This window comes from Alcaligenes aquatilis (assembly GCF_003076515.1).
Lineage (GTDB): Bacteria > Pseudomonadota > Gammaproteobacteria > Burkholderiales > Burkholderiaceae_B > Alcaligenes > Alcaligenes aquatilis.
This window is the reverse complement of sequence record NZ_CP022390.1, coordinates 1003546-1023425: the sequence shown is the minus strand read 5'-3', so window position 1 is coordinate 1023425 and position 19880 is coordinate 1003546. Positions and strand designations below refer to the sequence as shown.

14 protein-coding genes and 3 riboswitches are annotated in these 19880 nt (G+C 55.0%); of the genes, 2 read left to right on the top strand and 12 right to left on the bottom strand.

The window, feature by feature from the left end; all coding sequences use genetic code 11:
* Positions 1 to 13 precede the first annotated feature (13 nt).
* Positions 14 to 3139, top strand: coding sequence for a tetrathionate reductase subunit A (locus tag CA948_RS04810; protein WP_108727469.1), 3126 nt, complete (start codon positions 14 to 16; stop codon positions 3137 to 3139).
* 240 nt (positions 3140 to 3379) lie between these two features.
* Here CA948_RS04810 and CA948_RS04805 read toward each other — a convergent pair whose 3' ends face one another.
* The 8 genes from CA948_RS04805 to CA948_RS04770 form a co-directional block, all read right to left on the bottom strand.
* Complete coding sequence (locus CA948_RS04805; RefSeq protein ID WP_094196657.1) at positions 3380 to 4357, bottom strand: Bug family tripartite tricarboxylate transporter substrate binding protein; 978 nt, start codon at positions 4355 to 4357, stop codon at positions 3380 to 3382.
* Between the two features lie 67 nt (positions 4358 to 4424).
* On the bottom strand, positions 4425 to 5615 hold the full coding sequence (gene tcuB, locus CA948_RS04800) for a tricarballylate utilization 4Fe-4S protein TcuB (protein WP_108728707.1): 1191 nt from the start codon (positions 5613 to 5615) through the stop codon (positions 4425 to 4427).
* Between the two features lie 32 nt (positions 5616 to 5647).
* Positions 5648 to 7033 (bottom strand): FAD-dependent tricarballylate dehydrogenase TcuA, encoded by a 1386-nt coding sequence (tcuA, locus tag CA948_RS04795; RefSeq protein ID WP_108727468.1) that lies wholly within the window; start codon positions 7031 to 7033, stop codon positions 5648 to 5650.
* Between the two features lie 266 nt (positions 7034 to 7299).
* Complete coding sequence (locus tag CA948_RS04790; RefSeq protein WP_094196655.1) at positions 7300 to 8223, bottom strand: LysR family transcriptional regulator; 924 nt, start codon at positions 8221 to 8223, stop codon at positions 7300 to 7302.
* Positions 8224 to 8343: 120 nt separating this feature from the next.
* Complete coding sequence (locus tag CA948_RS04785; RefSeq protein WP_108727467.1) at positions 8344 to 9678, bottom strand: sigma-54-dependent transcriptional regulator; 1335 nt, start codon at positions 9676 to 9678, stop codon at positions 8344 to 8346.
* Positions 9663 to 11444, bottom strand: a complete 1782-nt coding sequence (locus CA948_RS04780) for an ATP-binding protein (RefSeq protein ID WP_159086120.1) — start codon at positions 11442 to 11444, stop codon at positions 9663 to 9665. Before CA948_RS04780 ends, CA948_RS04785 begins: the two co-directional genes overlap by 16 nt.
* A gap of 99 nt (positions 11445 to 11543) precedes the next feature.
* The gene (locus tag CA948_RS04775; RefSeq protein ID WP_108727465.1) at positions 11544 to 12866 is read right to left on the bottom strand and encodes a dicarboxylate/amino acid:cation symporter; all 1323 of its coding nucleotides are present in this window, start codon (positions 12864 to 12866) and stop codon (positions 11544 to 11546) included.
* Positions 12867 to 12916: 50 nt separating this feature from the next.
* Complete coding sequence (locus CA948_RS04770; RefSeq protein WP_108727464.1) at positions 12917 to 14356, bottom strand: aspartate ammonia-lyase; 1440 nt, start codon at positions 14354 to 14356, stop codon at positions 12917 to 12919.
* Between the two features lie 570 nt (positions 14357 to 14926).
* Here CA948_RS04770 and CA948_RS04765 point away from each other — a divergent pair.
* The gene (locus CA948_RS04765) at positions 14927 to 15505 is read left to right on the top strand and encodes an AAA family ATPase (RefSeq protein WP_094196650.1); all 579 of its coding nucleotides are present in this window, start codon (positions 14927 to 14929) and stop codon (positions 15503 to 15505) included.
* A gap of 45 nt (positions 15506 to 15550) precedes the next feature.
* On the opposite strand, the gene CA948_RS04760 is transcribed toward CA948_RS04765, so the two are convergent.
* The 4 genes from CA948_RS04760 to CA948_RS04745 form a co-directional block, all read right to left on the bottom strand.
* Complete coding sequence (locus tag CA948_RS04760; protein ID WP_094196649.1) at positions 15551 to 16186, bottom strand: riboflavin synthase subunit alpha; 636 nt, start codon at positions 16184 to 16186, stop codon at positions 15551 to 15553.
* A gap of 161 nt (positions 16187 to 16347) precedes the next feature.
* A riboswitch (FMN riboswitch) is annotated at positions 16348 to 16492 on the bottom strand.
* 58 nt (positions 16493 to 16550) lie between these two features.
* Positions 16551 to 17300, bottom strand: a complete 750-nt coding sequence (locus tag CA948_RS04755; protein ID WP_094196648.1) for an SDR family NAD(P)-dependent oxidoreductase — start codon at positions 17298 to 17300, stop codon at positions 16551 to 16553.
* A 152-nt stretch (positions 17301 to 17452) separates the two neighbouring features.
* The gene (locus CA948_RS04750) at positions 17453 to 18745 is read right to left on the bottom strand and encodes an LLM class flavin-dependent oxidoreductase (protein WP_108727463.1); all 1293 of its coding nucleotides are present in this window, start codon (positions 18743 to 18745) and stop codon (positions 17453 to 17455) included.
* Complete coding sequence (locus CA948_RS04745; protein WP_094196646.1) at positions 18742 to 19524, bottom strand: 3-oxoacyl-ACP reductase; 783 nt, start codon at positions 19522 to 19524, stop codon at positions 18742 to 18744. The genes CA948_RS04750 and CA948_RS04745 overlap by 4 nt, the downstream gene beginning before the upstream one ends.
* 50 nt (positions 19525 to 19574) lie before the next feature.
* A riboswitch (TPP riboswitch) is annotated at positions 19575 to 19672 on the bottom strand.
* A 66-nt stretch (positions 19673 to 19738) separates the two neighbouring features.
* Positions 19739 to 19846: riboswitch (TPP riboswitch) on the top strand.
* The last annotated feature ends 34 nt before the right edge of the window (positions 19847 to 19880 follow it).

Genomic DNA, 19880 nt, shown 5'->3' with positions numbered 1-19880 from the left:
GGTACTTATCGTCATGAGCAAGAAAAAAGAAACCCCTAACCTGTCGCGTCGGCAGGTATTGACCCGCGGCGGTGCCGCTGTGGGTGGTCTGGCTGCGTTTGCGGCAGGTTATAGCGACACCGTGGTCAAGGCGGTGCAAGGTCTGGGCCAAGGTACAGCCGGAGCGCCAACTGCCCACGCCACCCGTGGCAACTCCTTGCAGGCCGAGTTCCGTATTGACCCAATTACCGGCCTGCTTGATACGCAACCCGGCCAGATTGTGAGCCCTTCCAGCTGTTTGGGGTGCTGGACACAGTGTGGTGTGCGCGTACGTATTGATACGGAGAACAACAAGATTCTGCGTATCGCTGGCAACCCTTACCATCCTTTGGCAACCACGCAGTCCGCTCCTATGGAGCAGCCCGTACGCGAGGTTTACGCCATGCTGGGCGGAGAAAACGGCCTGGAAGGCCGTGCCAGTGCCTGTGCCCGTGGCGCTTCCATGCTGGAGCAGCACAGCAGTCCTTACCGTGTTTTATCGCCTTTGAAGCGTGTCGGCCCCCGTGGTTCAGGCCAATGGGAGCGCATCAGCTTTGAGCAATTGATTGAAGAAGTCTGTGAAGGTGGCGATCTGTTCAAAGAAGGACATGTCGACGGTTTGCGTGCCATTTGGGATCATGAAACCTTGATTGACCCACAGAATCCCGAGTTTGGCCCACTGGCCAACCAGTTATTGTTCACCGATGCCGCGAACGAAGGCCGTACACCACTGCTCAAACGCTTTGCCGAGCAAGCCTTTGGCACGGTCAACGTCAGTAACCACGGTTCATATTGCGGTCAAAGTTTCCGTGTGGGAACGGGGGCTGCCATGAACGACATTAAAGGGCTGCCTCACGGCAAACCTGACTGGAAAAATGCCCGATTTGGCCTGTTTATTGGCGCTGCACCGGCTCAATCCGGTAACCCGTTCCAGCGTCAGGGCCGTGAATTGGCCGAAGCCCGTTCGCGTCCTGAAAATACCTTCAAGTACGTGGTTGTTTCCCCGATTCTGCCCACCTCGTCCAGTCTGGCCTCGGGCAGTGGCAACCGCTGGCAGCCTGTTCTGCCCGGCACCGACTTGTCTTTGGTCATGGGCATGTTGCGCTGGATTCTGGAACAAGAGCGGTTTGATGCTGAACACTTGTCCCTGCCTCACGCACCTGCCGAGCAGGACGAAAATACGGCTTCCTGGACTAACGCCAGCCATTTATTGATTGCAGATCCTAAGCATCCTGGCTTTGGACGTTATTTGCGCGGCACGGATCTGGGTTGGGAAGTGGCCGAAGGCACTGAATCGCCCTTTATCGTTCAGGATGAACAAGGTGAGCTGCGCGCCCATACCGATCTGGATCGCGCCACGCTATTTGTCGACCGTAGTGTTGAGCTGGAAGGCCAGGATGTACGCGTCTGTACTGCGTTGAACATGCTGCGCGAGCGCAGTCAGGAAAAATCCATTGCCGAGTACGCCAAAGGCTGCGGCATGGAAGAAGCAACCCTGATCGAGCTGGCCCGTGAATTTACCAGCTACGGTCGCCAAGCCGTGGCTGACGCTCACGGCGGCACTATGAACGGTTCTGGTTTCTACACGGCTTACGCTATTGCCATGTTGAACACCTTGGTGGGCAACCTGAATCTGAAAGGTGGTTTGGTGCTGGATGCCGGCCCATTTGGTCCTTTTGGCCCCGGCCCACGCTACAACTTCGCACAATTTCCTGGCAAAGTGACGGCTAAAGGCGTGTCCTTGTCGCGTCATCGCTTCGCTTACGAAAAATCCAGCGAATTCAAGCGTCGTCAGGCGAATGGTGAAGCCTTGTACCCGGCTCCTGCTCCCTGGTACCCCGCCGTAGGGGCTTTGAGCAGTGAAATGATTGCTTCAGGTCTGAATGGCTACCCCTATTCAGCCAAGGTCTGGATTAATCACATGAGTAATCCGGTCTACGCCATTGCAGGTTTTAAAAATGCCTTGCTGCACAAACTGAAAGACCCTGCTGCTTTGCCTTTATCAATTTCGATAAACCCGTTCATCAACGAGACCAACGCGTATGCAGATTACATCGTGCCAGACACGGTGACGTACGAAAGCTGGGGGGTGTCGGCACCTTGGGCCGACGTGATTGCCAAATCTTCCACCCTACGTTGGCCAGTGGTGCAGCCACGTGTGGATCGCACGGCCGATGGCCAGCCCATCAACCTGGAAAGTTTCCTGTTTGCCGTGGCTTTGCGTCTGGAGTTACCTGGTTTTGGTAAAGGCGTTCTGAAAGACAAGGCGGGCAATGCCCATGACTTGTTGCGCGCCGAGGATTTCTATCTGCGCGGCATGGCCAATATCGCTTTTGGTGCTGGCCGCCCGGTTGGCGACGCATCCGACGACGATATGCGCATGACAGGCGTGGATCGCCTCTTCCCGGATCTGCAAGCGCGCCTGCATCCCGAAGAGCAGCGCAAAGTGGCCATGTTGCTGACTCGCGGAGGTCGCTTCGACCGAGTTGAAAACGCCTGGAAAGGGAATCAACTGAAAAAACGTTACGACAACGCCTTGCAGATCTGGAATGAGGACTTGGCCAAGATGCGTCACACCATGACGGGTGAACGTTTGAGCGGCTGCCCCACATGGTACCCAACCCGTCTAGCCGACGGCAGCCCGATGCGCGAACACTTTTCTGAGCAAGAGTGGCCGCTGCTGATGAGCTCCTACAAATCCAATTTGATGAGCTCCATGTCCATCGGCATGTCACGTTTGCGCCAGGTACACCCGCATAACCCGATTTCCTTGAATCTGGATGATGCGAAAAACATGGGTATTCGTAACGGCGACCGTATTCGTGTCAGCACACCTGGCGGCGCGGTTGAAGGTGTTGCTTTGGTGCGTGGCGGTATCATGCGCGGTGCCATCGCTATCGAGCACGGTTTTGGTCATACCGAGCTGGGGGCCCGTTCGCACCAGATCGATGGCGAGGCTATGCCCCACCTGAACGATCTGGCAGCAGGCGTGAATCTGAACGAATTGGGGTTTGCCGATCCAACCCGTGGCGATGGGCAGGACAACGTGTGGATTGACTGGGTCTCTGGCGCTGCTGTGCGACAGGGTCTGCCAGCCCGAGTGGAGAAGTTGTCGGCTTAAAAAAAACCACACCTGCATCAAACCGTTGTTAAAGGATAAGGATGCCGATTATTCCTTGGGATAATCGGCCTCTTTCTTTAGTGGCCCAAGTTTGAGTGCCCCCAATGGCAAAGGCCAGTCTTCAAGGCGATGCCCTCTACCCCAAGAACCTATTTCATGAACTGGATGGTTCGTGCTTTCAAGAGTGCGGCCGCAAACGTAGCCGCATTCGCACATTCAGCTTCATGGATACAGGGACTGTTACTCCCCTTTTAGTCCACGCTCTTGAATGGTCTTTCGCCACTGAGCTGACTCCTGTTCCATGAACTGGGTTAATTCGGCACGGCTTGTTGGCTGAGGAGTTAAGCCATAGTCCAGCAAGGACTGACGTATTTCAGGATCGTTCAATACCTTGACCAGCTCCTGATTCCAACGCTCCTGAATGTCCTCTGGCATCGTTCCCGGCCCTAAGAATGCATACCAATTTAGTGCAATAAAACCAGGGTAGCCGGCCTCTGCCACCGTTGGAATCGTTGGCATATCAGCAGAGCGCTCCAAACCGGTTGTCGCTAATGGAATCAAGGTACCGACCTTAATGTGCGGGGCTGCTGTCGGTGGAGCCGCAAAGTATGAAGCCACCCGTTCCCCGATAAGATCTTGCAAAGCTTGACCGCCGCCACGATAAGGGACGTGCACCATTTCAACTCCAGCGCGCTGGTTAAGGAGTTCTCCGGCCAAGTGTGAGGCAGAACCTGATCCGGAAGAAGCAAAGTCGATAAGACCAGGCTCACTCTTGGCAAGCTCAATAAACTCGCTCAAGGTTTTTGCACCTATACCTTTATGCACAACCAGTACGTTGGGAAAATGTACACCTCCCGACAAAGGAGCCAGGTCTTTGAACGGGTCGTAAGGCACTTTCATCAGGTGTGGAGAAATAGTCATTGGCCCCACGGAGCCCAAGAGCAACACCGAGCCATCATTATCAGCATTAGCCACTTGCTGATGCGCCAAAATACCGCCAGCGCCTGCTTTGTTCTGTACAACAACAGTCTGACCGATGTTGTCCCCAAGTTTTTTGGCAATCATGCGGGCAGCGGCATCGGCTGCGCCACCGGCTGCGAAGCCGACAACTAAAGAAATCGACTTTTGAGGTGGAAATGTCTGTGCTTGCACCGATGAGGCAAGCAAACCGATTGATAAGGCGGCACTGGCAAAACAGGAAAAGGGACGAAAACGCATGATGCTCCTCTTGAGTCGTTATAAGTATGGTTGCGATGAAAAAAGGGAGGCTTCAAACCCGACAGGGTCAGTCGCCACCGGCACGAATGGGGTTTGGCTGCCGCTTCTCTATGGCATGGCGCAATAGCGATGCGCTGCGGAAAATACCGTGTGCAAACTTGCCATAAGGCAAGGTGGCAAAAAGCGCCATCACTGCTCCGAGATGCAAGCACAACAACAAACCCATCGCGGGTGTGCTACGGGCCAGCCATAGGGCCAGTCCGCTGGCGCTAATCAAAAACAGCAAGGCAATAAAACCCAGATCCATCGGTTTTTGCTGCTGATCGCCCTGTGCCGGGTCGCGACGCACGTTCAGATAGCCCAAGCCAGCCGTGCCGATACATAGACTCACCCCTCCCACCGATCCCAGCAGTTTGGGCAGACTGGGGAAATCGTACGGAGCCACCATATCGAACAGATAGTGGTAGATCGTGCCCAGGCTGGTGGCCGCAAAACACAGCATGAAGCCATAAAAGGTCAGGTGATGAAATCGGCGACGCGACAAAGTGTAGGCGTCATCCTCGTTATGGCATCCCTTCCCATGCCCCCCATCCAGATACTTGAGCTTGAGCACTGAATGGGTCGCCTCGGCGGCGGCAATCCCGCTGACAGGTGCGCCACTGGTGGCTGGAGTGATTTCCGTCCAAAAACCATGTACCCCTTTGCCTAACGCAAAGACCGCAAACAGGAACACAGGCGCAAACATCCCTACCAACAGGTTATGCGGGAACAGATTGTAAAAATCTCCGGCCAATGCAGCGTCCCAGAGCGTCCCCTTGAGCGCCAACGCCAGAATCAGGAACAAGGCCAGCCCCAAGGTCAAGGCAATCGACATCACTAAGCCGTTGCGCTCATAGAGCTTGCCCAACCTCTTTGGCCAGGCATACTGGGTATAGGTTTGGGCACGAACCTTGGCCATCGCTTGCGGAACATTCACCGCAAATTCGTGGGGCGGTGCGTATTGGCAAGCATGCAGGCACGCCCCGCAGTTATGGCATAAATTTGCCAGGTAATGCACGTCCGCTGGCTCAAACATCAAACGGCGTGTCATCGCGGGAAAGACCGCGCAAAAGCCCTCACAGTAACGACAGGCATTACAGATCGTCATGATGCGATCGACCTCCTGTTCATTCCTTGTGTGGTGCACCGTGGGACTGGGCGAGTGTGCGTGCAACTCGGTGTTGCATGCATCATTTATTAATGCTTGAAGTGATTTCATGGGAGTCTCGGGATCAGGGCGCAACAGCGTTTTCATTGTCTGGCCGCCTGTGCAGCCTGTGTGCCTGCAATGCAGCCAAAGGTTGTACCAATCGACATTCCCACTCCTGCTGTATAGCCTTGCCCCAGCACATTGCCCGCCATCATCTCGCCGGCAACAAACAGATTGCGGCTAGGTTTGTTGTCAAAACGTACGGCAGCTGTTTCGTCGGTGAGCAGGCTCAGGTAGGTAAATGTCACGCCTGGGCGCAAGGCATAGCCATAAAACGGGGGGGTATCAATCGGCAAGGCCCAGTGCGTTTTGGCAGGCGCAATACCTTGGGTGTGACAGTCGTCCAGCGATGTGTGATCAAACTTCCCGACCTGGCAGGCTTTGTTGTAATCATTCAGGGTTTTCTGGAACGCCACCTCGTCCAGACCCAGTTTGCGGGCCAGCTCGGGCAATGTTTCAGCCTTTTGGCCAGGAAAAACCGGGGGCATGAATCGACCAATCGCCTTACTGTCTATGATCGAATACGCAATTTGGCCCGCTTGTTGGGCGACCAAACGTCCCCAAATCGCGTAACGTTTGGGCCAGAAATCTTCACCTTCGTCATAGAATCGCTTGGCTTGACGGTTAACCACGACCCCTAGGGATACGCAGTCAATGCGGGTGCAGATACCCCCGTCATACAACGGGGCTCGTGCGTCAATTGCCACCATATGTGCCTGGGTTGGGTCGCCGATATGGTCTGCTTTGTGATCGTTAATCATATGGCGCAATAACACGCCTTGGTTAAAACGTGTGCCACGAATCAGGAAGTTATCCGAAGGCCACTCTCCAAGCTCGTTTTGTCCCCAGGCCTCCCGTAACCATTGACGGTTGGACTCAAAGCCGCCCGCCGCTAATACGCAGACTCGTGCCTGGATACGTTGTTCGCCGCACCACGCTGCTACAAATTGACCGTCCTTTATTTCCAGCCGATCAACAGGCGCGTTATAGCGAATGTCCACCCCCAGGGCTTGAGCACTGCGGTAATAGGCATTTATCAGGGCTTTACCGCCACCCATGAAAAAAGCATTGGTGCGCGCCACATGCAAGGCGCCTGAGAGCGGAGGCTGAAAGTTGACACCGTGCTTGCGCATCCAGTTGCGACAGGTGCTCGTCGTGCGAATGACTAAGCGGGCCAGATGCTCATTCGTTTTGCCGGCTGTCACTTTGAGCAAGTCTTGCCAGAATTCCTCCTCTGGATAAGCATCGACCAGGACATCTTGCGGCGCATCATGCATACAACGCAAATTACGGGTGTGTTGCGAATTGCCTCCTCGCCACTCACGGGGAGAAGCTTCCAGCAAAAGAACACGTGCCCCTGCCTCTCGGGCTGAGAGGGCTGCGCACAATGCGGCGTTGCCGCCTCCAATAACAAGTACATCAACCATTGTTGTCCGTTTCCTGTGTGCTATTCGTGGCTTAAGCGTTTCGCCACGATATGGAACGGGGTCTACTTTAGGGATGTGGTCTTGTCGACGCCAGTATGACCAAGGCTATAGGTGTTCACTAAAAGTGAAGGCCAAGCGCACAGGACGACCTCGTCTAGTAAGCAACGCGACAACACGCTCCAGTGTAAATGGGTGTGGGCACAGCTAAAACGGGTGAGCAACAAAGGGGGCGAAGGGCTACCGCTTTCTGAGGAAACGTATCTGTTTCACAGTAGCGTGGCTCCTGGCCAGCGTGATTGCTGCACCAGCGAGCGCATGACATCGGCCAGCACGATCCGGGCCGCCAGCCCCGCTGGTGCTAATTCTTCGTCGGATAAGCTGGCGATCAGGTTGCGGCGTTTGAGGGTTTCATGCGCTAAAGGCAAGCTCACTAAACGTTGATTGTGATTACGAACTACCGCCGCGCCAGGTTGAACCGTTGCGGCGTAGCCAGAGCACACCACATCCATTAACAAGGCCAGGCCGTCAATCTCCACCACAACATTGGCCTCAGTGCCTTCGCGGAAAAATTCGGCATTCAGCAAAGCACGTAAGCCGTGGGAGGCACTGGGCATGACAAGTGGCAGATTGGCAATATCACCCAGCGTTAACGAGTGCCCCTCAGGCAACAAGTGGCGTTGATTGGGGTGGATGATAAGAAACAGGCGTTCATCCAGAATAGCTTGCGCACTCCAGGAGTGATGCCCTGCCGTATGGAACACCACCCCTAAGTCAATCTGGCGTCGATTGAGCATTTGAGACAGATTGCCCGATAAGCTTTCAATCAGATGCACCCGCACATCGGGATAGCGCTGCTTCATGGCACTGAGAAAAGGGACCGCCAGGACCGAACCGGTGGTCGGAGCCAGACCTACCGTGACCTGCCCAGACAGCCGAGCGGCCTGCGCCGCCAGGACGGCATTATCGGTGTGTCTCAACGCCAATTGAGCTTCTTGACGAAAAGCCAAGCCGGCGGCGGTAGGGACCACACCTGTCGATGTGCGCTGTAACAGGCGCACCGATAACTCCCCTTCCAGGCGGCTGATTTGCTGGCTGAGCGCTGAAGTGACAATACCCAGATCCTGGGCGGCCTTACCCATGCTGCCCAACTCCACTACACGCAAGAAATACCGCAGCTGACGCAGCTCCATGATAGAACGCCATAAAAAAGTAGGACGAAAGCTCTGATCATAGATCAATCAGACAAAGAGCTGCTTATCCTGACAATGACAGGCCCCATCGGCACAAACAGGAACTCGAAGAGAAAGACATTAGGACGCTGACAAACCATACTTGCGGATCTTATCGTGCAGCGTGCTTTTGGCGATGCCCAACTCCTGTCCGGCACGGGTCAAATTATGTTGATGTCGTCTCAGGGCCTCGACGATCAAGGCACGCTCGACCGCTTCCACCGTTTGGACCAGGGAGGTCGGCACCATTCCTGGCGCAGCTTGCTGACCGGGCAAGGCGCTGTTGACTCCCAGCACGCAACGGTCCGCAAAATTGCGCAGCTCGCGCACATTGCCTGGCCAATGCCAGGCCAGCATGGCCTGCAGGCGCTCGGAGTCCGGCTCCAGAGCCGGGCGGCCATGTCGGGCCGCCGCCAACAAAGCAAAATGTTCAAACAACAGGCCAATATCCTCGCGCCGTTCACGCAAGGGGGGCAAGGGCAAGGTGGCCATATTCAGGCGGTAATACAAGTCGTGACGGAACTGGCCTTGATCAGCCTGTGCCAGCAAATCGACTTTCGTGGCCGCAATCACCCGGCAATTGATGGCGATGGATTGATTCGAACCCAGTCGCTCCAGCGTTCGTTCCTGTAAGACGCGCAATAGTTTGACCTGCATGGCCATCGGCATGCTCTCTATTTCATCCAGAAACAGCGTACCCTGATGTGCATGTTCGATTTTGCCGATTACCCGCTTGCCGGCGCCCGTAAAAGCGCCTGCTTCATGACCAAACATTTGACTGTCAAACAGACTGTCGGACAGTGCGCCGCAGTTGACGGCCACAAAATTGCCCTCACTGGTGTGTCCCACCTCGTGAAGACAGCGCGCCACCAGCTCTTTTCCGGTGCCGGTTTCGCCAAAAATGAGTACATCGGCAGCACTATTGCCCAGATTGCAGATCAGTTCACGCACCTTGGACATGACTGAAGAGTTGCCCAGCACACGGGCTTCAATGGATTGCTTGTCTTGCAATCGACACTGCAAGGTTTTGATTTCAAAGCTCATTTGGCGCCTATCCAAGGCGCGCGATACGACTTGTACAAAATGTTCGGGCGAAAAGGGCTTTTCGATGAAATCATAGGCCCCCATTTTCATGGCCTGAACGGCCATTGATACATCGCCATGGCCGGTAATCAGCACCACAGGCAAATCGCTGTCTACATGTTGCAATTGCTGCAACAAGCTCATGCCATCGGCGCCCGGCAAACGTACATCGGACACGACAATGCCTGGCCAGCCATTGTGCAGCAGGCGCAAGGCCTGTTCTGCGCTCTCGGCCTGCTCCACCCGAATGCCTTCAAGCTGCAAGGTTTGGCTACAACCCAGACGTACATTGGCATCGTCTTCAACGATAAGAACCGTCAGTGCGTCGTACATTTTTCTGCTCCAGGAAAGGGAAGCACAATAGTGAATACGGCGCCACCACTTGGCAAGTTATCTGCCGTCAAGCGACCCCCACAATGTTGGATGATACTCATCGAAATGGCCAAACCCAGGCCCAGTCCGGTACCACTGTCTTTGGTGGTGAAAAACGGCTCGAATAAATGCAAACGCACCTCCTCGCTTAATCCCGGGCCATTATCATGAACCCGGATCGCCACCTGCTGGCCTTGCCGCTGGCTGCTGATCTGAACGACGGGATGAGCGTTTTGCGTAGACGCGGCATCAATCGCATTGCTCAGTAAATTAACAATGACTTGTTCAAGGCGGTTGGGATTGCACAGCACCCTGCCCGCATCGTCAGCCAATTGCACATGTATCGTTGCGCGGTGTTGGTGAATAGAGGGTTCCAGGATCAGCAAGGCATGATCGATGATGGCGTTCAAATCTGCCAGCCCCGAATGACCGGGCGATTTGCGAGCAAATTGCTTGAGTTGTGAGGTCAGTGCGCCCATGCTGTCCACCAAATCATTGATGCGCTTCAAATTGGCGCGCACCGTATCCAGGTCGCCGCGCTCCATGAAGCGGATGGTGTTCCCTGATAAGGTACGCAGCGCAGTCAAGGGTTGATTGAGCTCGTGGGCCAGGCCAGTAGACAATTGTCCAATGACGGCCAGTTTGCCTGCGTGAATCAAGCCGGCCTGAGTCTCTTCCAACGTGCGGGTACGCTCCTCCACTTTGCGTTCAAGCTGAGCATGGGCCCGCTCCAGTTGCAAGCGTGCAAGAGCCCGATCACGCTGTTGCTGCCGGCGCAAATACCAACTGATCAACATCACAAAAAAGGACAGGATCCCCAAGGCGGCCAGGCCTGCGTACAGGCGAGCCATGGAATAGACCAGATCGGTGGGCAAAAACAGCGTCAAAGTCCAGCCGTTAGCACCAAACGGAAGTGTCTGAGCCAGAAAAAGTCCGCGAACCTGATCCTCTGTCTCCGACTCTGTCCCGGTCCCAGACCAAGACACTAATTGCGCATCTCGGCTCAGCACTTTTTGGGTCAGCAGATCCAGTGGCGCAATCGGTAAACCGTTGTACTGGCGAGTCTCGCGCAGGTACTGCTGCACATCTTCAGTCAGGGGCTGATTTGCCGTAAATTTCCAGGCGGGTACGGAGGACAAGATCGCCACACCATAGTGATCGGAAACGATCACCGGCGCTTGTGCATGGGTCCAGGAATCCTGTAAACGATCCAGGTCCACCTTGATGACGGCCACCCCCATGACATGCCCTGCCAGCGAGATGGGTGCGGAGATGTAATAGCCTGCCTCACCCCGAGTGGTTCCAACGCCAAAGAAGAAACCGGGCCGCCCTTGGCGTGCCTCGGAAAAATAATGGCGATAAGAGAGGTCTTCCCCCAGATAACTGTCGGCCTGTTGCCAGTTGCTGGTCGCCAGAACGTGCCCCTGGCGTCCAAGGATGTAAATCACGCGGGTCTTGGCGCGCTCGTTCAAGCGCTCCAGATGACGGCTAACCTCAAGCGAGGACTGGGTGCCACGCTCCAGCAGCCCCACCACCGCTTGATCCAGCTCCAGCATCTTGGGTAAATATTCGTACTTCTCGACTTCGTGACGCAATGTCAACGCATACAAGTTCAGACGCTGTCGCGCTGAGTCCTGCAAACTGGCCAGTCCAAGCGCTTCGCCAACACGGTAAGCCACCATGCCCGCTATGGCAGCCAGTGACACAATCAATGTCAGCAACAGCAAGACTTTCTGAAGACGAAAAAATCGGAGCAAATGCATAAAAACGTAGCGGCCACTGACACGGGATTGTAGTAAACAGCCGCTACCCAGACAGGAGAGGTGTCAGGCAATGACAGGCGCTGAGCTTGCCGGGGCTGCCTCCTCGGGCCGGGGCTGCGATGAGCCTGCCGCCCTGCTGTCCGCCTCGTCGGGCGCATCGATGGCACCTTCCCATTTAGCGACAACGGCTGTGGCAATGCCGTTACCCAATACATTTGTCGCGGTGCGGCCCATGTCCAGAAAGTGATCAATGCCCATGATCAATAATACACCAGCCTCAGGCAGACCAAACATCGGTAAAACCGCGGCCACCACGACTAGCGCGGAGCGTGGCACACCGGCGATACCTTTGCTGGAGATCATCAACACCAGCAGCATAATAATCTGCTGTTGCAAGGTCAGCGGCACGTCATACGCCTGTGAGATAAACAAAGCGGCAAAAGCGGTGTAGATCATGGAGCCATCCAGGTTAAAGGAATAGCCCAGCGGCAGGACAAAGCCGATAACGCGCTTGCGTACACCAAACACTTCCAGCTTTTCCATCAGACGCGGATAGGCCGCTTCACTGGAGGCGGTGGAAAAACCCAGCAACATGGGTTGACGGATTTCTTTGAACAGCGTGAATACCCGACCCTTGAGCACCAGAAATCCGGCAGCAAGCAAAATCAACCACAACACCACCAAGGTGGCATAAAAACTGCCCAGAAACTTGCCATAGACCGCCAAAATACCCAGCCCTTCCGTCGTGATGATATTGGCCACGGCTGCAAACACCCCCAGTGGCGCAAAGTACATGACGTAGTTGGTTACCGTCAGCATCACCGGCACAGCGCCCTCGATAGTTTGTGCGAGGGTGTTTGCCTGGGGATTGCCACGCACTTTCCCCAAGGCCAGTCCAAAAAATACCGAGAACACCAGGATTTGCAAAATCTCGTTCTTGGACATGGACTCAAAAAAGTTACGTGGCACAACGTGAGTCAAAAACGTTTTCAGGTTCAGTGCCGAGGTATCCACTCCCAAGTGCCCGGATTCAGCCGGCAAGGGAATGCCGACATTGGCGCCAGGCTGAAAAATATTGGCAAAAATCAGCCCTACCGTCAGCGATACCAGCGACGCCAACAGGAACCAGCCCACGGCACGGCCACCGATACGGCCAACAGTCGCTGCATCATCCATGCTGGCCATACCGGCAACCAGCGTGGCGAAAATCAGCGGCGCAATGATCATTTTGATCAAGCGCAAAAACATATCCGTCACCATGCCAAAGTAGCTGGCAATGGCATGAGCCTGTTCAGGGGTATCGGCCATTTTGTGGCAGATATACCCCACCACCACACCCAATGCCATGGCAATCAGAATCCATGTGGTTTGCTTATTCAGCTTCATATGCTTATCTCCCTTGTCGGTCCGTGCGCGGGCCTGTCAGTTTTTTTTAATTAAAGAGTTTGCTCAAATTCGTTCACGGTGCGTGGCGCGATCAGCAGTTCAGGCCGCAAGGCCTGAGCCAGCTCGTTCGCACTTAACAAGCCCTGCTCCAGAATCAGCTCGGCCACCCCTTTGCCGGTTTCATGCGCCTGCTTGGCAATGTCGGTGGCTGCGGCGTAGCCAATCAACGGATTAAGCGCCGTAACCAATCCGATAGATTGGCTGACACTGTCTGCCAGGCGCTGAGGATTGGCGGTGATCGCTTCCACGCAGTAGTCGGCCAGAATCATGCATCCGCGTTGCAGATGACGCAGGCTCTTGTAGAGGCAGTGCGCAATAATGGGTTCAAACGCGTTGAGCTGAAGCTGTCCTGCTTCGGCCGCAAAGGAGACAGTCACATCATTGCCAAAGACTTCAAAGGCAATCTGGCTGACTGCTTCCGGAATGACGGGATTGACTTTGCCCGGCATGATGGAGGAGCCCGCTTGGCGTGGTGGCAAATTGATCTCGCCAATGCCAGCGCGTGGGCCGCTCGATAACAGACGCAGGTCGTTGCAGGTCTTGGACAGTGTGACGGCAATCCGTTTCAACGCGCTGGACAATTGCACAAAAGCGCTGCAGTCCTGGGTGGCCAAGATCAGATTGGGGGCGCTGCGCAGGCTGATCCCCGTGTTTGAGGACAATTGACGCGTGACCAGTTTGGCATAGCGAGGATGGGTATTGATACCCGTGCCAATCGCGGTCGCACCCAGATTGATTTCACACAGCTCTTGCATGGCCTCGGTCAGGCAATGGCGATCTTTGGCAATCATGCCGGCGTAAACTGCAAACTCTTGCCCCAGGGTCATAGGGACCGCTTCTTGCAGTTGTGTTCGCCCCATTTTCAATAGCTCTTTGAAAGCGTGAGCTTTGCTCTCGAACGCTTGCTGCAAGTACTCCAAGGCGGTCAATAAACGGGCAGCGCCCTGATAGGCAGCTAGCTTCAAGGCGGTGGGGTATACATCATTGGTCGACTGCCCCAGATTGACATCCTCATTGGGGTGAAGAAAAGCGTATTGCCCTCGCTCATGACCCAAAATCTCCAGCGCACGGTTAGCGATCACCTCGTTCGCATTCATATTGGTAGAGGTTCCCGCACCACCTTGGATCACATCCACCACAAAATGGTCGTGATGCTGGCCGGACTCAATTTCTCGGCATGCCTGCACAATCGCTTCTTTCTTGACGGCATCCAATGCTCCCAGCGCGTGGTTGGCCTGCGCGGCGGACGCTTTGATCTGTGCTAGGGCACGAATCAAATCGGGATAGTTTGAAATAGGTGTCGCCGTAATATCGAAGTTTTCAACGGCTCGCAGGGTGTGAACGCCAAAATACACCGAGTCAGGTACGGGCCGAGTTCCTAGCAAGTCTTTTTCCAGGCGCGTGTGAGCCGTTGCGGTGCAATCAGTCATGTCATCTCTCCGTTTTTATGTAGGGCCCCAAAAATTGGGGTTGTTGTACCGGAGTTAAAAGCAACAACTGTGCCAACAACAGCGGATTGCACTAGCCTATTGAAAAACAAGTCATTTTTTGTGCACTGATTGTAGAGACACTGACAATACGCTCCCTTTTGTTCGGATTTCCGAACACGGCAAGCCCAAAAAAGACGGAAACCCGAACAGAAGTCATCAGACTGTGCGGCTGTGGGTTTTATCCGGCTGTATTACCATGCGGTTTTCTCCCAAAATCGCCCCTCTTTTTGTTGGATACTTTTTCTTCAATGTTTGGAATTATTTTCCGTTAATTGCATTTATCTTCTTTGTTGGATGCCTTGAAGATAGGCGGGTTAGATGGTTGTGTACACCCACAAGGGGATCGGGGTTCATCATTTCTCATCCCTGCCTTAAACTAAGCCTTCTTCCCTTCTTCCCTTCTTCCCTTCTTCCCTTCTTCCCTTCTTCCCTTCTTCCCTTCTTCGTAGCTTCGGGGTTCGCCCCAGCTTTTCCAAGTTCTTATTTTCTTTTATTGATCTGCATTTCTTTATGCATTCTTTCGTCCTTATTTCAGGTTGCTCCGGCGGTGGTAAGTCCACTTTGTTAGCCGAGCTCCAAAAACGTGGGCATACCGTGATTCAAGAGCCTGGGCGACGTATTGTTCAGGAACAGTTGGCCATCCAAGGCTCTGCTCTACCCTGGCTGGATCTGGAGGCCTTTCTGCAAGAGGCGCTCAAGATTGCCCAAACAGACTACGTGACCGCAGCTCAAGATGGTTCGTGGGTGTTTTTTGATCGTGGCCTGATTGATGCGGCAGCCGCGTTACAAGAATTAAGAGGCCATCCCTTGCTGGAGGCGGTCAGTCGCGCTTACCCCTACCATCCTCGGGTGTTTTTAACGCCGCCCTGGCCACAGATTTATAAGCAGGACCCGGAACGCCGGCATGATATCAACGCGGCTTTGCATGAGTACGAACGCTTGACGCGTATCTACCCTTTGTTGGGCTACCAAGTGAGCATTCTTCCCAAGACAACAGTCCAAAAGCGCGCTGATTTTGTGCTCAATACCCTAGGCACGACCGCTCCATACAAGGAGCGCAAGGCAGTAAAAAAGGGCTGTCAGCCTTAATCGGCCAGCAGCCCTTCTTTTTACTGATATGGTCTCGAGCCTTGTTCAGTTTTTCAAACCAGGCATCACACGCGACAAGGTACCGGCCACCGTACGCTCCAGCACATCGACTAATACCACCGTCTGTTGGTCCACCTCGATATTAAGGCGATCGCCCACCTTGTAGCGGGAGAACGTTGTCTGGCGCAAGGTTTCGGGGATCAGGTTGATGGTCACAATGCCATCCTCCACATCCGCCACGGTCAAGCTGCAGCCATTAACGCCCAGAAAACCGCGTGGGAACACGTACTTCGCCCACTCTTCTGGTACACGGAAACGCAGACGGTTACCCGCCTCGGTAATGCTCAATTCAAGCACCTCTGCGGTCGTTGCGATATGGCCAGCCATCACATGGCCGCCTATTTCCTCGTTCAGCTTGGCCGATCGCTCGATATTGACCAGATCACCTGTTTTAAGCGTGCCCAGATTCGTGCGCTCCAGCGTGACAGGAATCGCATCAAAAGTGACTTTAGGGCCGCTGATACTGGTTACGCTCAGGCAGGTGCCTTCCACGCTGACACTGGCACCCAGTTGCAGATCCACCAGCAGCTCATCGGTGAAATCGATTTCAAACTCGGTACGGCCCAGCTCGGCCTTGACCGCGGTAAGAGGACGAACCGCTTTAACAATTCCGGTATACATCAGCACACTCCTTCGCAACATTCATGCAAAAGACCAGTGGCTAATGCAGGGGAGATTTTCAGATTTTTCATTTGAACGCATCCTTGATTAAACAATGCGTCCTCCGGGCAGCAATAAAACACCTCGCTGCCTTGATCACCCTTGATCACAAGGCAGCGAGGCTTCATCTTCTTTCATCCGGACTCTGACCGTCGGCCCAGGCTTTGCACCTGATCTGCTGATCTTTCCCAGGGGGAGATCGCTCGCGGGCTGGGGAACGAATCCCTTACCGCCGGTGGGGAATTTCACCCCGCCCTGAAGACGTGTGCAGTGTAAGACCGGAGCCCAAGTCTAATCAAGCCAGACCCAAGCCCGGTTGCCAAGCTCAAGCCTGGCGATGCACACTTAAGCCGGCAAAACTTTGTGCCACAGGCATCAACTCGATGTAGTTGACGTTCATATGGGCAGGCGCATTCATGATCCAGGTAATGGTGTTGGCAATATCCTCTGGCGTCAGCGCATCCACGTTCTGATAAAGCGCAGCGGCTTTGTCTTTATCGCCCAAACGCACGGCGGAGAAGTCCGTGCCGGAACACAGGCCAGGAGCCACAGTAGAGACACGCACTGCCGTACCCGACAGGTCGGCACGCAGATTCAGGCCCAGATGATGCACAAATGCCTTGGTGGCGCCGTACACATTGCCGCCGGCGTAAGCGTATTCTCCCGCCGTCGAGCCCAGATTGATGATATGGCCCTTGTTCTGCTTGACCATACCTGGCAGCAAAGCGTGCGTAATATGCAGCAACGCGCTGATATTGGTAGCCACCATGGTATCCCACTGATCCATCTTGGCGTCTTGCGCCTTGTCCACGCCTAGCGCCAAACCGGCGTTATTGATCAGCACGTCGATATGGGGATAACGAGCCGTCAGATCCGCCAACACTGCCTCAGCACGCGCACGATCGGTCAAATCCACGCTGACCGGTACAAACCGCTCGCCCAGCTCGGTGGCCAGGGCATCCAGCTTGTCCTGACGGCGCGCCAGACCCAGCACGGTGTGCCCTTCAGATACCAATTTACGAGCAAGAGCGGCCCCAAACCCTGAGGAGGCCCCGGTGACAACGGCGGTTTTCATAGTGCGATCCCTATACAGCTCGCTGCTCGTTAAGCAGGCGACAATTAAAGCATTAAGGATAGCAAACTTCAGGAACTTCGTAGCCCCTTCCCCCTAGGGAAAAAGCGGACAAATCCAGCGATGGAAATGCCCGCTTTTTTCTCATCCCAAGGTCAGGCTGCAGGACGCTCCAGCCCCAGGTGTCCACGCAAAGTGCTGTGCTCATACTCATGGCGGAACAGGCCGCGTTTTTGCAGAACAGGTATCACCTGCTCAACAAAGTCTCGAATACCATTGGGCAAGGAAGGCGGCATCAGGTTAAAACCATCCGCGCCTTCATTGCGCCACCATTGCTCAATCTGATCAGCAATGGATTCTGGCGTTCCGACCATGGTGCAATGACCACCACCGGCAGCAATACGACCCAGCAATTGACGAACCGTTGGTTTTTCTATTTCAACAATGCGCAGCATGGTGGCATAACGCCCTTTGGGGCCCTTGAAGCTCTCCAAAGGAGGCAGTGGCGGTACCGGCGCATCCAGCTCCCAGTCCATGCAATCCTGACCGACGAACATACCCAACTGGCGCAAGGACGTCTCGGCGGGCAAGAGCTCATCCAGTTCCTGCTGTTTGCGACGCGCCTCTTCCATGGTAGAGCCCACATAGGTCACCAGGCCTGGCATCACGGGCACATCTACGCCCCGCCCCGTTTCCCGCACGCGTCGTTTGATGTCGCGGTAATAGGATTGGGCCGAGGGCAAGTCATACGCCACGGCATAAATCGCTTCGGCTTTACGCGCGGCCAAATCCCGGCCCTGCTCAGAGGCACCGGCCTGAAACAGAACAGGCTGTCCTTGTGGTGAGCGCGGCAAGGTCAAGGGCCCATCGACCAGGAAGTGATCGCCCTTATGCAGGATCTGACGCACCTGATCTACCTTGGCATAATCGCCCTGCCTGTCCATCACCAAGGCACTGTCGCTCCAGGAGTCGAACAGCTTCAGCGAAGTCTCAACAAACTCTTCAGCCCGTGCATAGCGCCAGGCATGGTCGGGCATGGCTTCGTAGCCGTGATTACGTGCTTCCGAATCAAACATGGATGTCACCACGTTCCAGCCCATCCGTCCCTTGGACACATGATCCAGGGAGCACAACATGCGCGCTGCCACAAAAGGCGTGTAGAAAGTGCTGGAAACGGTGCTGATCAGGCCGATACGCTCGGTGGCTCGCGCCAGGGCGGCCATCATGGTCAAGGGTTCCAAAAACCAGCGCGGACCGTCAGACACGTTATCGCTGGATTGGCCATCGGCAAAGAATATGGCGTCCAGCTTGCCACGCTCGGCGATCTGGGTCAGTTCTTCGTAAAACCGGACATCGCCGAGGCGTTCTACCTGCGAATCGGGATGACGCCAGGCTGCTTTGTGATGCCCGCAGCCCATAATGAATAAATTGAAATGCAGCTGCCTCATCCGTTTTTCACCAATCCACCGTCCACCACCAAATTCTGCCCAGTGACTGCCCGAGCCCACGGACCGGCAAAGAACAAAGCGGCATCGGCGAACTCCTCAGGCGTAGTCACACGGCGCAACGGTGTACTGGCCGCAATCAAGTCAAACACGGCCTCGGGCGTAGCCGCGGACGCATCGGTTGTACGCAGCAAACCGCCAGAAATCATGTTCACAGTAATCTGATCGGGCCCCAGATCGTGCGACAAGGTACGCGTCATGGACAACAACGCCGCCTTGGCGGCCGTGTAATCGTGATAGGGCACAACAGGGTTCTGGAACAGGTTCGTACCGATATTGATGATGCGACCAAAGCCCGCTTGCTTCATACCAGGCAATGCCGCCTGTGTGGTGTTCAAGGCACCGCCCACAATGCCTTCCAGTTGCTGGTTCAGTTGCGACCACGTCAGCGTATCGGCATGGGGACGAGCATCGCCGTTGAAAGAAAATTCAGGCAACGCGTTATTGACGACCGTAGTGATAGGCTGGCCAAAATGCGCCTGGGCCTTGGCAAACAAAGCTTGCACCGCCGCCGCCTCCGTCACGTCCGCTTGGACGGCCAGACATTGCTGCGGGAACTCATCCGCCAGCGCCTGAGCGGCTGCTTCACTTTTCAGGTAATTGATGACAACTTTCGCGCCCTGACGCGCAAACGCACGTACCAGGCAAGCCCCCAGGCCGCGTGCGCCGCCGGTGACCAGAACAAGTTGTTGGGAGAGTTCCGAGACGTGTTCCACAGACATGAGACTCCTTGCAAGAATTCGGCGAGGATGTCGGCCCGGTTCAGACGCAGGTCTATGGATTCGGACATCCCTTCGCCAGTATGAGCTGGATCAGGTTCGACGGGTTTTATCTCAGCCCTTTCCAAGAAGGACACCCCGTGCCGCAGCCAGACCATAGCATAAATTGGCCTAGACCGTATCATTGACATTTGAAAGAAGCTCTCCTACTCTTTGAACCTGTTCCTGGGGGAGTCCTTAACGGGCTGAGACTCCGCATTCAAGCGGTAACCCTTAGAACCTGATCCGGATCATGCCGGCGAAGGGAAAGGAAACGCGGCCTGGCAGCCTGCCCGCTCTTGTCTGTGCGGTGCATTCAT